This window comes from Neglectibacter timonensis (assembly GCF_900048895.1).
GTDB lineage: Bacteria > Bacillota > Clostridia > Oscillospirales > Acutalibacteraceae > Acutalibacter > Acutalibacter timonensis.
Map to the genome: position 1 here is coordinate 566,878 of NZ_LT160639.1, position 18,376 is coordinate 585,253.

At 54.9% G+C, this 18,376-nt stretch carries 17 protein-coding genes; 2 read left to right on the forward strand and 15 right to left on the reverse strand.

All coding sequences use genetic code 11. The features are described from left to right. Positions 1-78: 78 nt before the first annotated feature. The 3 genes from BN3911_RS16810 to BN3911_RS07640 form a co-directional block, all read right to left on the reverse strand. A complete protein-coding gene (locus tag BN3911_RS16810; protein ID WP_308211524.1) occupies positions 79-195 on the reverse strand; it encodes a ribbon-helix-helix protein, CopG family in 117 nt (38 codons plus the stop codon). Between the two features lie 209 nt (positions 196-404). Then, positions 405-1,133 carry an NAD-dependent protein deacylase gene (locus BN3911_RS07635; RefSeq protein ID WP_066863578.1) on the reverse strand — a complete coding sequence of 243 codons (729 nt, stop codon included), beginning with the start codon at positions 1,131-1,133 and terminating at the stop codon, positions 405-407. A 13-nt stretch (positions 1,134-1,146) separates the two neighbouring features. Beyond that, positions 1,147-1,911 carry an exodeoxyribonuclease III gene (locus BN3911_RS07640; protein WP_066864314.1) on the reverse strand — a complete coding sequence of 255 codons (765 nt, stop codon included), beginning with the start codon at positions 1,909-1,911 and terminating at the stop codon, positions 1,147-1,149. A gap of 200 nt (positions 1,912-2,111) precedes the next feature. Between BN3911_RS07640 and BN3911_RS07645 the strand changes: the two genes are divergently transcribed. Continuing rightward, on the forward strand, positions 2,112-2,639 hold the full coding sequence (locus BN3911_RS07645) for a peptidylprolyl isomerase (protein WP_066863581.1): 528 nt from the start codon (positions 2,112-2,114) through the stop codon (positions 2,637-2,639). 114 nt (positions 2,640-2,753) lie between these two features. Here BN3911_RS07645 and BN3911_RS07650 read toward each other — a convergent pair whose 3' ends face one another. The 12 genes from BN3911_RS07650 to secA all read right to left on the reverse strand — a co-directional run bounded on the left by BN3911_RS07650 (position 2,754) and on the right by secA (position 16,437). Next, positions 2,754-4,061, reverse strand: a complete 1,308-nt coding sequence (locus tag BN3911_RS07650; RefSeq protein WP_066863583.1) for a pyrimidine-nucleoside phosphorylase — start codon at positions 4,059-4,061, stop codon at positions 2,754-2,756. Positions 4,062-4,094: 33 nt separating this feature from the next. Continuing rightward, complete coding sequence (locus BN3911_RS07655) at positions 4,095-4,646, reverse strand: GNAT family N-acetyltransferase (RefSeq protein WP_082942158.1); 552 nt, start codon at positions 4,644-4,646, stop codon at positions 4,095-4,097. Then, on the reverse strand, positions 4,643-5,074 hold the full coding sequence (locus BN3911_RS17555) for a cytidine deaminase (RefSeq protein WP_066863586.1): 432 nt from the start codon (positions 5,072-5,074) through the stop codon (positions 4,643-4,645). The genes BN3911_RS07655 and BN3911_RS17555 overlap by 4 nt, the downstream gene beginning before the upstream one ends. 33 nt (positions 5,075-5,107) lie before the next feature. Beyond that, on the reverse strand, positions 5,108-5,776 hold the full coding sequence (gene deoC / locus BN3911_RS17560; RefSeq protein ID WP_066863588.1) for a deoxyribose-phosphate aldolase: 669 nt from the start codon (positions 5,774-5,776) through the stop codon (positions 5,108-5,110). Between the two features lie 96 nt (positions 5,777-5,872). After that, positions 5,873-6,817 (reverse strand): sugar kinase, encoded by a 945-nt coding sequence (locus BN3911_RS07670; RefSeq protein WP_066863591.1) that lies wholly within the window; start codon positions 6,815-6,817, stop codon positions 5,873-5,875. Further along, positions 6,814-7,347, reverse strand: coding sequence for a hypothetical protein (locus tag BN3911_RS07675; RefSeq protein ID WP_066863594.1), 534 nt, complete (start codon positions 7,345-7,347; stop codon positions 6,814-6,816). The genes BN3911_RS07670 and BN3911_RS07675 overlap by 4 nt, the downstream gene beginning before the upstream one ends. 4 nt (positions 7,348-7,351) lie before the next feature. Beyond that, positions 7,352-8,317 carry a type I phosphomannose isomerase catalytic subunit gene (locus BN3911_RS07680; RefSeq protein ID WP_066864320.1) on the reverse strand — a complete coding sequence of 322 codons (966 nt, stop codon included), beginning with the start codon at positions 8,315-8,317 and terminating at the stop codon, positions 7,352-7,354. A gap of 409 nt (positions 8,318-8,726) precedes the next feature. Continuing rightward, positions 8,727-10,088, reverse strand: coding sequence for a penicillin-binding transpeptidase domain-containing protein (locus BN3911_RS07685; protein ID WP_066863596.1), 1,362 nt, complete (start codon positions 10,086-10,088; stop codon positions 8,727-8,729). Beyond that, positions 10,085-11,875, reverse strand: a complete 1,791-nt coding sequence (locus tag BN3911_RS07690; RefSeq protein WP_242871090.1) for an FtsW/RodA/SpoVE family cell cycle protein — start codon at positions 11,873-11,875, stop codon at positions 10,085-10,087. The genes BN3911_RS07685 and BN3911_RS07690 overlap by 4 nt, the downstream gene beginning before the upstream one ends. Before the next feature lie 106 nt (positions 11,876-11,981). Beyond that, the gene (locus BN3911_RS07695; protein ID WP_066863601.1) at positions 11,982-12,653 is read right to left on the reverse strand and encodes an acyltransferase; all 672 of its coding nucleotides are present in this window, start codon (positions 12,651-12,653) and stop codon (positions 11,982-11,984) included. A 169-nt stretch (positions 12,654-12,822) separates the two neighbouring features. Continuing rightward, positions 12,823-13,662: a hypothetical protein gene (locus tag BN3911_RS07700; RefSeq protein ID WP_147578548.1), complete on the reverse strand. Its 840-nt coding sequence runs from the start codon at positions 13,660-13,662 to the stop codon at positions 12,823-12,825. Between the two features lie 24 nt (positions 13,663-13,686). After that, on the reverse strand, positions 13,687-16,437 hold the full coding sequence (gene secA, locus BN3911_RS07705) for a preprotein translocase subunit SecA (protein ID WP_066863607.1): 2,751 nt from the start codon (positions 16,435-16,437) through the stop codon (positions 13,687-13,689). A gap of 458 nt (positions 16,438-16,895) precedes the next feature. Between secA and BN3911_RS07715 the strand changes: the two genes are divergently transcribed. Further along, positions 16,896-18,275 (forward strand): MATE family efflux transporter, encoded by a 1,380-nt coding sequence (locus BN3911_RS07715; RefSeq protein WP_066863613.1) that lies wholly within the window; start codon positions 16,896-16,898, stop codon positions 18,273-18,275. Positions 18,276-18,376: the final 101 nt, after the last annotated feature.

Below are 18,376 nucleotides of genomic sequence, written 5' to 3' on the forward strand. Positions count from 1 at the left end.
ACTATTTATGCAGCTGCCTTTTGGGTGGTTGTGTGGTTAGAGGCGGCGTATTTACCTGCTAGGGAGGCGCCGTCTCTATCATTTTTCTTCGGACAAAAGTAAATCAATCGCCCTGCGAATTGCTTCTGTTCTTGTTACGCCATACTTATCAGCGTAACGGATAAGTTTCTCATTGGTTTTATCGTCAATTCGCACCTTAATATCGTGGATTTTAGGGTTGTCGACTTTTGGCCGTCCTGTACGTGGACTCAGAAAATATCACCTCACTTTTTGCGTTCCACAAATTCATTGTACTTTATGAGTTCCAAAAAGTCAACCTTTTTTATAAGGGATAACATAAAGCATTTTTTTCTTTATCTACCATCCAGTGACCCATCTCCAACCTTCAATATGCCTCAGAACATCTACTCTTTTGAAACCGCAGCCAGCGCCTCGCACAGGTCGCCCCGGATGACAAGATTCGCCTTCCCGTCGTAGGGAGTTTCCTCCCGGTTCAGAATCACAAGCTTGGCCTGGGGAGAAAGGTAATTGACCAGACCGGCCACCGGATACACCACCAAGGAAGTGCCTCCCACAACCATCAGCTCCGCTTCCTCCGCGTACCGAACCGCCCGGGCTAAATCCTGCTCGTTGAGCGTCTCCCCGTAAAGCACCACGTCGGGCCGCACCAGTCCGCCGCAGGAACAGCGGGGAACCCCCTCATACCCAAGTACCCACTGCATATCATACCTTTTCCCGCAGGAAAGGCAGAAATACCGATTTTCATTGCCGTGAAGCTCGATGACGTTCCTGCTACCAGCCATTTGATGGAGGCCGTCGATGTTCTGGGTGATTATTGCTCTCAGTTTTCCACGCTGTTCCAGCTTTGCCAAAGCATAGTGGGCTTTGTTGGGTTTTGCTTCCGGGTAGAGCATCACATGGCGGAGAAACTCATAGAATTCTTCCGTGTGGCGCTCAAAATAATGGTGGGAAAGCATTTCCTCATAGGAAATCCCCTGCTTTTTCTGCATGTAAAGTCCATGAGCACTGCGGAAATCGGGAATGCCGCTGGCGGTAGAAACCCCTGCCCCGCCAAGAAAAATGGTGTTCCCGCTCTCCCCAATCCAGGTTTTCAGCTGCTTCACCGCATCCATTCATAACGCCTCCCTATTCTTCATCCTTCAGAACCAACTCCACCGGGCAGTGGTCGCTGCCCATCACCTCGGACAGAATACGGCTGTCTTCAATCCGGTTTTCCAGGCGTTCGTCCGCCAAAAAATAGTCAATGCGCCATCCCGTATTGTTGGCTCTGGAATTGTACATATAACTCCACCAGGAATAGGCGGAAGCCCTTTCCGGATAGAGATGGCGAAAGGTGTCCAAAAAACCACAGGCCAGAAGCTCGCTGAACTTGCCCCGTTCTTCATAGGAGAAACCCGCGTTTCCGATATTGCTTTTCGGATTTTTTAAATCGATGAACTTGTGGGCCACATTCATGTCACCGCACACAATCACCGGCTTTTTTTCCTTCAGGGTGACAAGATAGGCGCGGAACGCGTCCTCAAATTCCATACGGAACTGGATACGCGTAAGCTCCCGCTGGGAATTGGGAGTGTACACAGTAACCAGATAAAAATCCGGGTATTCCGCGGTGATGACCCGGCCTTCCCCGTCAAAGGCTTCGTGCCCAATCCCAAAGGTCACCGATTGCGGCTCTTCTCTGGAAAAGAGCGCCGTGCCGGAGTATCCCTTCTTGACTATGGAAGAATTCCAGTATTCGTAATAGCCGGGAAATTCGAAATCCGCCTGTTCCTGCTGCATCTTCGTCTCCTGCAGGCAGATCATATCCGGGGCTTCCGCCTTCAAAAATTCGGGGAACCCCTTTCCCATACAGGCCCGCAGGCCATTTACATTCCAGGACACCAGCTTCATGGAAACCGCCTCCAAACATATGAATAATTTTTAAAATATACCGCTTTTCCAGACAATTTCAAGAAAACTATGATATAATGACTGCAGAAACATACAACGCGGGATTGGCCAAAAGACCGCAGGAGCCAAGAGGCGCGACAGGCCCACCGCAGGTGCAGAGGTATCCGGTTCAACAAATTAAAAATATGGGGGAATGACACATGCAGAATCCTATCGTCACATTTGAAACCACGAAGGGCGTCATCAAGGCTGAACTCTATCCCGAAATTGCGCCCAACACCGTAAACAATTTCATCTCCCTGGTAAGCAGGGGCTTTTATGACGGCACTATCTTCCACCGCGTGATCCCCGGCTTTATGATTCAGGGCGGCGACCCTGAGGGCACCGGTATGGGCGGTCCCGGCTACGGCATTCACGGCGAGTTCGCAGCCAACGGCTTTGAAAACAATCTAAAGCATACCACCGGTGTGCTCTCCATGGCCCGTTCCCAGCGTCCCAACAGCGCCGGTTCCCAGTTCTTCATCATGGTGGACAATGCACCCTATCTGGACGGCCAGTACGCTGCGTTCGGCAAGGTGATCGAGGGCATTGACGTGGCGCAAGCCATTGTCTCCTCTCCCCGCGACCGCGCCGACAGGCCTCACGAGGATCAGATCATGGAAAAGGTGACTGTGGAAACCTTCGGCGCAGAATACGGCGAACCCGTCACCGGTCCGGAGCACGGCTGAACTTGCGCTTATGTAATTGTTCTGGTCTCAGGAGCGTTCTGTAGTTTTACAGAACGCTCCTTTTTGTCTTTTTTCTCCAGGTCCAGGAATATAAAGCTTCCAAAAATGGTCTGCCTATTCTTCAATCCTTTCCAAAAGCAGCGGGCCGATTTCCGGCTTCTCCGGGCCCACTGACAGGGCGTTTAAAAAGCGTTCCGCGCCCCGGGCGCACTTCTCTTCATTATCCGCGTACAGCCGGGCAATACACTCTCCGGCTTCAGCATAGTCCCCCTTGTTTTTCATCAGGACAATCCCGGCGTCGGGATCAATTGCACTTTCCTTGGTCTCCCGTCCCGCCCCCAGCTCCACAGCGGCCAGGCCGCATTCCTCCGCATTGAGACGGGTGAGGAACCCGCTCTCAGGCATCCTCACCTCCCGGCATACCGGAGACAGTCGGAACTTTTCCTGTTCCCGCAGATAGGAAGCATCGCCGCCCTGGGCCTGCACCATCTGGCAAAGCTTTTCAAAGGCCGTGCCGGAGGTCAATGCCTGCGCGGCTTTTTCCCGAGCTTTTTCCATCGTTGGCGCCTGCTCTGCCAGGTAGATCATATTAGCGGCAAGCTCCATACAGAGGCTGCGCAGGCGTTTGTCCCCGCCGCCCTGCAGCACTTTGCATGCCTCCATCACCTCCAGAGCGTTGCCGATATTCCTGCCCAGAGGCATATCCATATCCGTGATGAGGGCCACGGTTTTTCTCCCCACGCCTGCGCCGATGCCCACCATTTCCTGTGCCAGTGCTCTGGAGTCCTCAAGGGTTTTCATAAACGCACCGCTTCCCACTTTCACATCCAGCAGAATGGCGTCCGCCCCGGCGGCAATCTTTTTTGACATGATGCTGGAAGCAATCAGGGGCAGGCTTTCCACGGTGGCGGTCACATCCCGCAGGGCGTACAGCTTTTTATCCGCCGGGCACAGGTTCCCCGACTGCCCGATGATGCTGAGCCCGGTCCGCTTCACGATTTCAAAAAATTCGTCCCGGGGAATATCCGTGCGCAGGCCGGGAATGCTTTCCAGCTTGTCCACCGTTCCGCCGGTATGACCCAGCCCCCGCCCGCTCATTTTGGCAATCTTCGCGCCGCAGGCCGCCGCGATGGGCCCCAGAATCAGCGAGGTCTTATCCCCCACGCCACCGGTGGAATGCTTGTCCACCTTGATGCCGGGAATAGAGGAAAGGTCCACCGTATCTCCCGAACGCGCCATTTCCAGCGTCAGGGCCGCCGTTTCACGCTGGGTCATGCCCCGGAAAAACACAGCCATCATCAGAGCGGAGGCCTGGTAATCCGGGATTTCCCCGGCCGTATACCCCTGGACAAAAAAGGCCAGCTCCTCTTGCGTCAGCTCGCCGCCCTCCCGTTTTTTGTGAATGATATCGTACATACGCATGGCGCGTCTTCCTTTCTGCCGGTCCGGCGGGTTTCACAGGTACAGATTCATGCAGTACGCGTCGAAATATTCTCCCTGCACTTTCAAAAAGTTCCGGTAGCGGCCCAGCGTTTCGAAGCCCAAGGATTCGTACAGCGCGATGGCCCTCCCGTTGTCCGCCCGCACATCCAGCTGAAGTATCTCCAGCCCCTGTCCGCGAGCAAAACGAATGAGTGCCTCCATGACGGCCCGGCCGATTCCCAGGCCCCAGCAGGCCTTTTTTACGGAGACCGCCACCTCCGCCCGGTGGGCGATGCGCTCCCTGCGGTCAAAGGCGCTGACGGAGGCCACACTGGAAAGCTCATCCTCGCAGATGCCCAGCAGCAAAATGGACTTTTCCTGTTTTCGCAGCGAGGCGATCCACTGCCGCTCCTGCTCCAAAGGCATGGCGAACTCGTCTCTGCCGAACAGCAGGTTGTCGCTCTCCCCGCCCACCTGATTCAGATAGGCAAGAACCGCCCCGGCGTCCCCCTCCTCCGCTTCCCGTAGAAGAAGACTGCCGCCGTCTTTCCGTCGCATTTCTACCGGGAAAAATTTTCCTTTCATCCCAAATTGTTCTTTCCAAAGGAATAGGGGAAAAGCTCTTTGAGCGTCAGCTTTTGGATCGATTTCCCATCGGTGAGGAGAACTTCAAAATCCGGGCCGCAGAATTCCGCCATCACCTGGCGGCAGACTCCGCAGGGCGGGCAAAACTCCTCCGGCGATTTCCCAGCCGGGCCTCCCGCCACGGCAATGGCTAAAAATTCCCGCTTGCCCTCGCTGACCGCCCGAAAAAAAGCGGTGCGCTCCGCGCAATTCGTGGGCGAGCTGGACGCGCACTCGATGTTACAGCCGGGATATACGGTGCCGTCCGCGCACAGCAGGGCCGCGCCCACCGCAAAGCCGGAGTAGGGGCTGTAAGAGCTTTCCCGGGCCTCCAGAGCCCTCTGAACAAGAGCCTGGTACAGGCCCTCCATTCTATCCTGTTCCGCCATGTTGATGGCCTCCTTTTCAGAAAATTCCGCTTCTTATGTTGCTTCCTGGGCCAATTTCACGATGCGGCTGGTACCCAGCCGGGACGCGCCCAGCTCCAAAAACCGTTCCGCGTCCGCCAGGGTGGAAATGCCTCCCGCCGCTTTCACCTGCATCCGGGGCGGGCAATGCTTCCGCATCAGCTCCACGTCCTCAAACGTAGCCCCGCCGCCCGCGAAGCCGGTGGAGGTCTTGATGAACTCCGCGCCGGACTCCGATACCACCTGGCAAAGCTCGATTTTCTCCTCCTCCGTCAGCAGACAGGTCTCGATGATGACCTTTAACAGCTTTCCCCCGCAGGCCTCTTTTACAGCCTTGATTTCCTCCAGCACCTCGTCATATTTTTCATCCTTGACCCATCCGATGTTCACCACCATGTCGATTTCATCCGCGCCGTTTTTCACCGCTTCGGCGGTTTCGAAGCACTTGGCGGCGGTGGTGGAATATCCGTTGGGAAAGCCAATGACCGTGCAGATTTTCACCCTGCCCTCCGGTCCGCAGCCGGCGATATAATCCGCCGCCCGCTTCACATAGGAGGCGGGAATACAGACCGAGGCGGTCTGATACTCCATTCCCTCATCCACAATCGTTTGAATCTGTTCCCAGGTGGCGTCCTGCTTTAACAGCGTGTGGTCCACATGGGCCAAAATTTCATGAAGCTCCATGAATATCCTCTTCCTTTCCGCAGATTTCGTCCGCTTTCCCCAGCGCGGCTTGGTATGACGTTTCCCCGGAACGCCATATCCCGGGGAAACTGATTTTTATGCGATTCCTGCGCGTATTACCGCCTCCAGCTCAGCGCTGGTGGGCAGGCCCTCGTTATCGCTCTTATTGGTGATTTGGATAGCACCGATCACATTGCCGCGCTTCGCCGCCTCGCAGAGAGGCAGGCCCTCTGCCAGAGCGCTGATCACGCCGGCGGCAAAGCCGTCGCCCGCTCCCACGGTGTCCACTTTTTTCCGCACTGGGAATTCCGGCGCATAGCCGGATTCCCCATCCTTTTCCGAGAAAAAGGCCCCATCTTTTCCCAGCTTTACCACCACGTTTTTCACGCCCATAGCATGGTAAAAATCCGCCACACCCTCCGGCGTATCCCTTCCGGTGAGTATTTTTCCCTCTCCCAGGCCGGGTAATACAGTTTCCGCCGATTCCGCCAGGAAATTGAGGGTGGAGACCATTTTCTTTTCGCTCTCCCAAAGCTGAGGACGCAGGTTGGGATCGAAAGAGATGGGCATATCCAACGCCTGGGCTCGGGCAATCAGCCGCTTGACCGCCGCCAGAGCGGAATCCGAAATCGCCGCAGTGATGCCGGTGATATGAGCACGTTCACAACCATACAAATCCAGCGCGTCAATTTCATGGGGACCGATCCGGGAGGCCGCTGAATTTTTCCGATAATAGGCGATTTTGGGGTCTCCCCTATCGGTGGAGCTCTTCATCATAAAGCCCGTCAGCTCCCCTTCCGCCTGTATCACCAAATCGGTGGAAATGCCGTTTTTCCGCAGGCCGTCCAGAATTTTTTCCCCAAACGGGTCAAAGCCCAGCCTTGTACAATAAACGGGGGAATGCCCTAGCCGCGAAAGGCCCACCGCCACATTGTACTCCGCCCCCGCAATGGAGGACGTAAAGGTTTTCACCTCGTTCAATTCTCCCGGTTCGTTGGCCATGAAGAGCCCCATAGGCTCCCCCATCAGTACGATTTTCATTTCCTTACCCCTCCAATTGACGTAAAAATTGCTTCGTGCTCCAATAAGTACGCATGCTCTTCCTGAATCAAGCGTTTAATCTCATCCGCGTCGTCCGCTGACACTCCCCGCAGTTCTATGGCATATGCGCCGCAATGAGCTCTGTCCGTATCCCCGGATTGCATATAATACACGTGCGTTTCTGGCTCGCCTTTGCAAAAGCTACAGCCTCCATCCATACAGAGAGCGATTCGTTTTGGATACTTCTCCATATAAGCCGCTGTTATGGCGGCGATCTTCTCAGAATAATTTCTGCAGGCTGAAAACCGCAAGGCCAAAAACGGGACATTCGGGAGATTCTTCAAAAATCCGATCTTGGCGATTTGTTTGTTGTGCAGACCGTGCTTGAAGGATAAGTTCGCTCTTACCTTAGCCGGATAGTATCCCAGATCTGTCAGACACGTGATGATATCCAGATAAAGAGGCTGGGTGTCTTCCCCCAGCGCCGCTAAAAACGAACGAATGCATTCTTGCTGTTTCTTTATATCCATATCTCTACACACTGGTTTTGATGAAGGTGCAGGTTCCGCTGACTTTCAGCTTCCCCAAGCCCGCCGGGACAAAGAGACTGTCACCCATCTGGAACTCCACTGTGTTTTCCGGCCCCTCCGCCTTGCCGGAACCCTCGAGGATGATGAGAGAGACAAAGGAATCGTCCGTAACGTCCAGCTCTGCCGTGCCGTCCACACTGTATTTCTCAGTGGTAAAATATTTACAGGAGGCCAGTCTCTTTTTGCTGCCGCCGGGAATTCTTTCTTCACCGCCCTGTTTGTCCTCTGTGTCCGAAGGGATAAAGCGGGACACCTCCAAAGCCTTATCCACATGCAGTTCCCTGGGCTTTCCGTCCGCACCACGCCGGTCGTAATCATATACCCGGTAAGTGGTATTGGAATTTTGCTGGATTTCGCAGATCAATATCCCCGCGCCGATGGCATGGAGAGTACCCGCTTCGATGAAAAACACATCGCCCGGATGTACATCCACCCGGCTTAAAACCTCCAGCACAGTGTTATTTTCGATTCTCTGCCGGAATTCCTCCTTTGTCACCTCACGGTTGACTCCGAAATAGAGGTAAGCGCCCGGTTCGCAGTCCATAACGTACCACATTTCTGTCTTGCCGTACTCGCCCTCCACCCGCAGGGCATACTCGTCGCTGGGGTGGACCTGGATGGAGAGAGGGTCCTTGGCGTCGATAAATTTGATGAGCACGGGAAACTGTCCGAAAGCTTCACAGTTTTTTCCCAGCACTGCCCTCCCTTCCCAAACGGAATTCAGGTATTCCCCCAGGGTCATACCGTCGAATTGACCGCCGGAAATCGTGCTCTGTCCGTCTGGATGGGTGGAAAGCTCCCAGCTCTCCGCCACCTTGTCGTAATCACAGTGCTTTCCGTATACGTCGCGCAGCTTTGTGCCTCCCCAAAGATAATCCTTGAAGGCAGGAGACAATTTTTCAATTTTCACAAGAGACCTCCCTTTCCATACCTTTTTGAAAAAAGGTATGCCAAAAACTTTTATTCCGGCTTCGGACTCGTGATAAGCGGAAGCACGCCTCACGATGCCCAAGCTTTCTCTTTCCATACCTTTTTGAAAAAAAGGTATGCCAAAAACTTTTATTCCGGCTTCGGACTCGTGATAAGCGAAAACCCGCCTCACGATGCCCAGGCTTTCTCTTTCCATACCTTTTTGAAAAAAGGGTATGCCAAAAACTTTTTTTCCGGCTTCGGACTCATGATGACCGAAAGCCCGCCTCACGATGCCCAGGCTTTCTCTTTCCATACCTTTTTGAAAAAAGGTATGCCAAAAACTTTTAATCCGGCTTCGGACTCGTGATGAGCGAAAGCCCGCCTCACGATGCCCAGGCGGCACGCAGTCAGGCCAAGGCCGACAGTACGGCTGCCGCTACGGTTCCCGCGCTCTCAATGCCGCCCAACCCCTCCTCCACCAGCACTGCAAAGGCATAAGGAGTTGCGTCAGAGCTGCAAAAGCCCACCATCCAGCTATTGGGGGCCTTATCTTCTCCTACCTCACCCGTCCCGGTTTTGGCGCACACATTCATGCCGTCCGGAAACAGGTAGTCGCCGTAATAGCTTTCCACGTCGTTGCGCAGCAGGCTTTCCAGCTGCGCGGCTTCAGAGGCTGAAACCAGGGTCCTGTTGTCTTTCCCGAGGGAGCCAAACAAGTTCAGGTCGTTCGTAAGTTTGGGCTGAACATATTCCCCGCCGTTGGCAATTGCACCCATGAGCACCATCATATGATAGGGATTGGCCGTCAGCGTATACTGGCCCACTCCGGCCCAACCCAGCTCGTTGGCATTCGCCTTGGAGAGATCGATCTCACTCTTTGAAACAGGCACCGTGCCAAAGGTGAATTCCTGATTGAAACCCATCTCCTCCGCCTTTTTCTGCAGGGCCTGTGCGCCGATGTCAGTGGCCAGATGGGCAAAGTAGACATTACAGGAATTTCCCAAAGCACTGGTAAGGTTCTGACTGCCGTGGGCCTCATCGTTCAGGCAGTCGATGGTATCCCCGCCGATCTCCGTAAAACCCTCGCAATCATAGGTGCGGTCCATCCAGGAATCCGGCCATTTTTCCATGGCTGCCGCTGCGGTGACAATCTTAAAAATACTGCCCGGCGTAAAGGAGCTGGCCAGGGTATTGTCCAGATACGCGCCCTTATAGGCATCGTTGGTTTCGATATCCTCCGGCACGTTGGAGGGATCGAACGTGGGGGCGCTTACCTTGCACAGGATATCCCCCGTTTTGTAGTTGTAGACAATCACCGCGCCGTTGTGTCCGTCCAGAGCGTTGTAGGCCGCCACGCAGGCATTCTGGTCCACAGTTAATTCCATATTTTTCCCCAGGCTGTTCAAAAACGTATCGTTGAGGCCCGTGATAACATTGTAGCCCGCCAGCTTCGAACGCATGGTGTATTCCACGCTGGTGCTCACATAGCCGTAGGGGTCGCCGATGGTATGCATCAGCGCACGGCGGACCGTCTCGCTCTCGCTGTACAGCCGCCGGCCGTCCTCGGTGGTAGCCAGCAGATTTCCGTTTCTGTCCTTGATATCCCCCATTTTTACGGTGGAGCTTTCCGCGTAAATATGTCCGTTATAGGGCTGCATAGCCCACTGGTTCCCATGGAGAAACAAATTCACCACCAGATAACCCGTTCCGCCCAAAAAAGCGAACAGGAGAAGATAGAGCACAATGGAGCGAAATCCCACGGTTTTCATGAGTAAATGTCCTCCATTTCTTCCCTTCTGCGGCCCGGATCGGAAGCCCGGGAACGGCCCCGGGATGTGGGCGGCGGATTTCCGCCGCTCCGCGAGCCGTGCTTCGAAGCCCGACGGGCCGCGTAGGTCCGTTCATCCGAAGCCTTCAGAAACGCCATCAGCCCCCAGACGGACATCATGCTGGAACCGCCCGCGCTGATAAAAGGCAGCGTCACACCGGTCATGGGCAGCACATCCGTGGCGCCGAACACATTGAGGCAGGTTTGAAACAGCAGCATTCCCGCCACCGCGCAGGAGGCAATGGAGAAAAACGTGGAACGGCTGCGGGTCACATCGCTGCGGGCATAAAGCGTAAACATAGCGATGGCCATCAGCACCACCAGACCCAGCAGCAGGCCCTGCTCCTCACAGAGCAGCCCAAAGACCAGGTCACTGTCCGCTGCGAACACATCGGTCAGGCAGCCCTCGCCCAGACCCAGGCCGAACATGCCCCCGCTGGCAATATAGGTGAGCACCCGGGTTTGCTGGAAGCCCATGCTGTCCTGTACATGCTCCCACACATGGCCCCAGCCCATAAACCGCTGGGCCACGTAGGGCTTAAATTTCAAAATCAGGAATACGCCCAGAGCCGCGCCCACCAAAATCAACGCAATGGTGCGCACGCTGCCGGAACGCATAAAGGCGATTATAAGGAAGCAGGCAAAGAAGATCACCGCCGTACCGAAGTCCCGCATGAGGAACAGGCAGCCCATACAGGCTGCAGCAAAAATCAGGAATTCCGTGATGTTCTTTTTGGTTTGCAGCCTGTCCAGCGTGGAGGTACCCACAAACACAAACGCAATCTTGATGAATTCCGAGGGCTGAAAACTGAGCGGTCCGATGATAATCCAGTTCCTGGAGCCATTAATATCCTTGCCGATCAGCAGGTTCACCGCAAACAGCAGGATGGCCCCAATGCCGATATACAGGCGGAACTTTGCCACCCGGTCCATATCGTTCATAAACCAGATGAGAAAACAGAACAGCACAATGCCGATGAGCATGGCGGCGAGCTGGGTTTTCACCTGGTCGATATCGTTGGCCGCCAGCAGGTTAATTCCGATACCGGAAAGCAGGTAGGCCACGGTCTCAATTTCAAAGCTGACCCGGTGCAGAATCCTCATGGAGAAGATGTAAAGCCCCCAGCCCATGATTAGCACCGCGCCAAAGGGCACAAACTGCACCGGGGCGAAGCCCCCGTCCTGGAAACAGCCCTGCACCGCCATCAGCAGGTGGACCATTGTGGCCACGAACATCAGCTTGAATGGGGAGGCGGCCTCCCGGGAAAAGCCGGTGAATACCCGCCTCTTCACCGGCTCCGCGTCCGTGTTCCACAAGGTCAGCGTGGTGGAGCCCATGGTGACGCTGTCCCCGATATTGACCACCTTTTTTCCGTCAATCTGTCTGCCGTTGACCAGAACGCCGGATTTGGACCCCGTATCGCAGATCACCCAGCCCTCGTCCCGCCTCATGAGCACCGCGTGGTCCCGGGAGGCGGTGGCGTCCGGCAGGTAGATGTCGCAGCTTTTGCTGCGGCCGATGGAGTTTTCCCAATAGAGCACGGGAAAACGCGTGCCCGACGCCTCGTCCCACAGCATGATGACAGGATCTCGCCTGCGCTGACCCTTTTTAAAAGAGGTATAGCTGCGCCATACCACATAGAGCGCCAGCACCGGCACGATAATCCTGATGATGAGCAGTACCGCAGGCAAAAGCCCAGACTGCAAGAATTCCAGTATGATCTCCAAACCTTTTACCATCCCCTCTGGCCGGCGCTGGACCTACACGGAATAGACCGGCCGCTGCGCCTGGCAGATTCAGACTTCCGTTTTCTGCGGACAAAGGCCCGCAATCCTATTTTAAGGGTACCATGTCGCGGTCCCGCTTATAAATCATCCCGGCTGGCACCAGACCCCGCACCATGGAAAGCGGATAGACCCGGGAGCCTCTGCCAATCACTGTGCCCGGGTTCAGCACGCTGTTGCAGCCCACCTCCACATTGTCTCCCAGCATGGCGCCGAATTTTTTCAGACCGGTCTCTACCCTGCGGAAACCCGCCGCCACAGTGACAAGGGTTTTATCCTGCTTGACATTAGAAGTAACCGCCCCAGCGCCCATATGGGATTTGAACCCCAAGATAGAATCCCCCACATAGTTGTAATGGGGCACCTGAACATTGTCAAACAGGATGACGTTCTTCAGCTCTGTGGAATTTCCCACCACACAGTGAGCTCCCACCAGGGCATTGCCTCTGATAAACGCACCCGGACGCACCTCGGTTTCAGGCCCGATAATAGCAGGACCTGCAATATAGTTGTTAGGGTAAATTTTGGCGGATTTTGCAACCCATACCTCGTCTCCCCGCTGTTCATATTCCTCCGGCGGCAGGGCTTTGCCCAGTTCCCGGATAAATCCCCCTATTTTCGGCAGGGCTTCCCAGGGGTATTCCGTCTTCTCCAGCAGCGGCCGCGCCGCCGTATGGGTGAGGTCATAAAGATTTGCCGTACGCAGCTCCATCTGTTCCATCGCTAGTTTCCTCCAAACTGGCCGGCTTCGGGCAGGTTGCAGCCGCCGTTTCAAAGCCGGAATCTGCGGTTATTATAGCATACGGGAGAGGAAAAAAACAGAATATTTTCTTACGTTTTCCTGTCCCGAAAAAAACAGAGGGCGGACTGCGTCCGCCCTCTTTTCGCCTCTATTTGGTCAGGTAGACCACGGTCTTGTCAATCATGCCGATCTGATTCATATCGAGCTGGAGCTCACCGGCCTCCGTCTGCAGAATTTCCAGAGAGATGGTGATTGTTTTATCGGCGTCTGCATAGGAGATTTTATCCGTCTCCGTCTTACAGAAGGCAATGGCTTTTTCCACATACAGCTCATTTGGATCCACAGTTTTTGCCGGAGGCTGAGAGCTTTCCGCAGAGGATTCAGAAGACTCCGTCTCCTCTTCCCAGCTTTCTTCGTCCTCGCCGTAGCCGTCGTAATCATCCCCGTAGCCGTCAGACTCTCCGGAATCCTCCGAACTATCCTCCGAGGAAGTGTTGCTGCGGTTTTGCGCAATGGCTTCGTCCTGGGCCTCAGTCTTCAACTTCGCAAGCTCAGCGGTCCTGTTTTGAAAATTGATGATGGGGCGGATTTCCACTTCAATATAATAACCCTTATCGGTCTTCTGCTCTTCCTTCACGGTATACTGGGTCTGCCGATACACCGTGCGCATAACCTCCTGCAGTTCCTGCAGCTGTTCTTCATTGGGGTATAGGCCATAGGTATTGCAAAACAACACCGCCGCATTTTCTACGGTATCTGTATTATTCTGCTGAGCAGCTGTTTTTGTAGCGCCCGTGATGGACATAAATTCCTCATTTTCCTGATGATAGCTGCTGTCAAGCAGCGCTTTCACATATCCCGATACATCATAATCCGCAAAGCCAGGTATCGGAATTGCGCAGCCCGAAAGGCTCACAGCCAGAACTACGGCCAGCAAAAGCGCCGGCAGCCTTTTTCGTAAGGTCATATGCTCCACTCCAAATCTCACATCCTCAAGCCTTTGTCATGCCCGTCACTCATCCCGGCCGCAGCACTTTTTGTACTTGAGCCCGCTGCCACAGGGACAGGGATCATTCCGGCCCGGCTTTTTCTGCTTGTGAACCGGCTGCTTCTTCACCGTTTCATCTCCGCCGGTACTGGCGCCGGTCTCTTTCGCCACCTTTTCCCGTTTCGGCGGTTCCTTGGTACGAAGCCGTACGGTCAGGATCATCTTCGCCGTGTTTTCCCGGATGGTCTCGATCATACTGTCAAACATGTCGGAACCCTCGATGCGGTACTCCACCACAGGATCCCGCTGGCCATAGGCACGCAGGCGGATTCCATCCTGAAGCTGCTCCATAGCGTCGATATGGTCCATCCATTCCTGGTCCACGTTGCGCAGCAGCACCACGCGCTCCACTTCCCTCATAATGGGGGAGGTGAATTCCTGCTCCCGCTTCTCATAGAGCGCGGCGGCGTCCTTTTTCAATTCTTCCACCACATAGTCAGGTTCCAGATCTTCGATTTCTGCCCTGGTGAATTTCAGGTCATCCTCATCGATGAGCCAGCCCATATAGTGCTCCCGCAGGCCGTTGAGATCCCAGTCGTCATGGGGCACGTCGGCAGGCAGGAAAATGCTCACGTTCTTTTCGATGGCTCCCTCGATCATTTTCATGATCGAATCCTTCATGTTCTCCCCATTGAGCACCTGGTCGCGCTGGCTGTAAATCTTCTCACGCTGCATGTTCATTACATCGTCATACTGCAGCACGTTCTTCCGGATGCCGAAGTTGCGGCTTTCCACCTTACGCTGGGCGCTTTCGATGGAATTAGAAACCATGCCGGCCTCGATGGGCACATCGTCCTCAATCTTCATGCGGTCCATCAGGGCCTGAATTTTCTCGCCGCCGAACAGGCGCATCAAGTCGTCCTCCAGGGAAATGTAGAACCGGCTCTTACCGGGATCTCCCTGACGGCCCGCACGGCCGCGCAGCTGGTTGTCAATCCGGCGGGATTCGTGCCGCTCTGTGCCGATGATGTAGAGGCCGCCCAGTTTTTTCACCTCTTCGGCTTCCGGAGCAATTTCTTTCTTGTATTTCTGGTTAAGCGCGGCGAAAGTTTCCCTGGCGTTCAGGATTTCCTCATTGTCCATATGGCTGTAGGCGGTGGCCTCCACCAGCATTTCCTCATCGAAGCCCTGCTTGCGCATCTCCGCCTTGGCCATAAATTCCGCGTTGCCGCCCAGCAGAATATCGGTGCCGCGTCCAGCCATGTTGGTGGCGATGGTTACAGCCCCCTTGCGGCCCGCCTGCGCGATGATCTGGGCTTCTTTTTCGTGGTATTTGGCATTGAGCACTTCGTGCTTGACGCCCTTTTGCTTCAGCATCTTGCTGAGCATTTCTGATTTTTCAATGGTGATGGTGCCCACCAGCACGGGCTGCCCCTTCTGATGATGCTCCACAATGTCCTCGATTACGGCGTCGAACTTGGCCTTCTGGGTCTTGTAGACCATGTCTGCGCAGTCCTCACGGATCATGGGACGGTTGGTGGGGATTTCCACCACATCCAGCTTGTAAATTTCGGAGAATTCCTCCTGCTCGGTCATGGCCGTGCCGGTCATACCGGAGAGTTTATCGTAAAGGCGGAAATAATTCTGGAAGGTGATGGTGGCAAGGGTTTTGCTCTCCCTGGCTACCTCCACGCCCTCCTTGGCCTCGATCGCCTGGTGCAGGCCCTCGTTATACCGGCGGCCGTACATCAGACGGCCGGTGAACTCGTCGACAATGATCACCTCGCCGTCCTTGACCACGTAATCCTGGTCCCGGTGCATGATGCCCCAGGCGCGGATCGCCTGGTTCACATGGTGCTGGATGGTGATGTTGTCGGAATCCGTCAGGTTTTCAATGCCGAAAAATTCCTCTGCTTTCTTCACACCCCTGCGGGTGAGGGAGCAGGTCTTCAGCTTTTCATTGACAATATAATCATATTCCTTATAGAGCTCGTCGTTGTCTTCCTTGTCGTCGGTTTCCTTGACCCGGATGGGCTTCAGGGTTCTGGCAAAAGCATTGGCCCGGCCATACAGGTCGGTGGACTTGTCTCCCTGGCCGGAAATAATCAGCGGCGTACGGGCCTCGTCGATGAGGATGGAGTCCACCTCGTCCACCACGGCGTAATGGTGGCCCCGCTGCACCTTGTTCTCCTTATAGATTACCATGTTGTCGCGCAGGTAATCGAAGCCCATCTCATTGTTGGTACCGTAGGTGATATCGCAGGCGTAGGCTTCCTTCTTTTCCTTGGAATCCATCCCGGTGAGCGCCAGGCCCACAGACATTCCCAAAAAGTTGAACACGCGGGCCATCATTTCGCCCTGGTATTTGGCCAAGTATTCGTTGACCGTGACCACGTGCACGCCCTTGCCAGTCAAGGCGTTGAGATAGACGGGCTGGGCCAGCGTAAAGGTTTTTCCTTCACCGGTCTTCATCTCGGCAATCCGGCCCTGATGGAGGATGATGCCGCCCTGAATCTGTACCGGAAACAAACGGATAGAGAGCACCCGGTCCATCGCCTCACGGCAGGCCGCGAAAGCGTCGGGCAAAATATTGTCCAGCGTCTCCCCTTTTTCGAGACGTTCCCTGAGCAAGGGGGTCTGTCTCTTGAGCTCTTCGTCGCTCATGGCCCGGTACTTGTCCTCCAGGCCCAAAACTGCATCCACCTGAGATTGGATGCGCTTGAGTTCCCTCTTGCTGTAATTTCCGAAAAATCTGCTCAGAATGTTGTTCGCCATTTGGATACTCGCCTTTCCCTCTATTTAGATTCGGCCGTTTCCGGTTTCTTTCCGTCCTATGAGGCTGTAGTTTTTCAGCCCGGAGCAGCTCCGCGCATAAATATGCTGTATTATAGCACGTTTTCCCGTCCGATTGCAAGAAGAGCCACATTTTGTTTACAAATGCACGGCCCTCTTTTCCTCTCCTATCTTCCCATTTTCTCTGAAATCTGCTATACTATGCTAATGCCCGCACGGCGGGCCATGTTTGAAAGCTTTGATCCGGACCGTGGAGAAAGCGGGAAGTGTTCCCTTCTTTTCCATCGGAAGCTTAAAACAAGATATGAGCCCCGTCGGTTTTCCGATTCCGGACGGGGCAGCCTCTGTCTCCGGAAAGAACGCATTCCCCTTTCAGAATGTCATTCTTTCTGTGTTGGCCGGATTGGGAATCGAGATTCTGACAGAACAGGAAGGATTCAATGGAAGAAAGAGAACTGAGCCAAAACAAAATGGGAACCGCACGCATGTTTCCCCTCATCCTGTCCATGGCTGTACCCGCTATGTTTTCCATGCTGGTACAGGCCCTGTATAATATTGTGGACAGCTATTTCGTCTCCCAGGTCAGCGAAAAGGGGTTAGCCGCCATCTCTTTGGCCTTTCCCATCCAGAACCTGCTGATCGCTTTCGGCGTAGGCACCGCAGTGGGCGTCACCTCCCTCATCTCCCGCAGGCTGGGCCAGGGCAGGCAGGACGAGGCCGATAGCGCTGCAACGCACGGCATCCTTCTGAGCCTGTGCACTTATGTATTATTCGCCCTGTACGGCGCCTTTTTCACAACGCCCTTCTTCCGGATGTTCGAATCTGATCCGGAAATTGTGCAGATGGGAGACACTTACATCTCCATCTGCTGTATTTTCTCCTTCGGGCTTTTTGTGGAAATTTCGCTGGAAAAGATCCTTCAGGCCACCGGCAATATGATCTGGCCCATGATCTTCCAACTGGTGGGAGCGGTGAGCAACATCATTCTGGACCCCATCCTCATCTTCGGCATGTTCGGCATGCCTGCCATGGGCGTGGCAGGCGCAGCGATTGCTACGGTGGGCGGGCAGATCATTGCCATGATTTTCAGCATCGTGGTGGTGGTCCTTCGGGAGCACGCCGTCCGCATCACCTTCCGGGGCTTCCGGCCGCATTGGCGCACCGTCAGGGATATCTACACCGTGGGTCTGCCCGCTATTGTCATGCAGTCCATCGGCACAGTGATGACCATGGCCCTCAACGGGATTCTCTCCGCCTTCTCCACGGCCGCCTATACGGTGTTCGGTCTCTACTTCAAGCTGCAGTCCTTCGTCTTTATGCCGGTATTCGGTTTGACCCAGGGCCTGATGCCCATCATGGGCTACAACTACGGCGCACGGAACAAGAAGCGCCTGCTCTCCGCCCTGAAGCAGGGCTGCGTCATCGCCCTTATCATTATGACGCTGGGCCTGCTGGTTTTCCTGCTGTTCCCCGCCCAGCTGCTGGGCATTTTCAACGCCTCCCGGGAGCTGTTGGAAATCGGCGTCCCCGCGCTGCGCATTATCGCCTCCTGCTTCCTCTTCGCCGCGCTGGGCATTGTGAGTTCCACCCTGTTCCAAGCGGTTGGCAGAGGCGTATACAGCCTGATCGTCTCCCTGATGCGCCAGCTGGTGGTTCTAGTGCCCGCCGCATGGGTGCTGGCCAGAATCACAGGAGAAGTAAACGCCGTCTGGTGGGCCTTCCCCATCGCGGAGGTCTTTTCCCTGATCGCCAGCATCTTCCTGTTCCTGCGGCTTTACCGAAAGGAAATCCGCGTTTTGGAAACGGCGAGAGAACGCTGAACGTTCTTCCTGCCGCCCGCCCTCTCCGGACAATCGCCGGAGAGGGCATTTTTGTTGATTTTTTGTTCATTTTACAAATTGTAGATCTATGTTATCCGGCG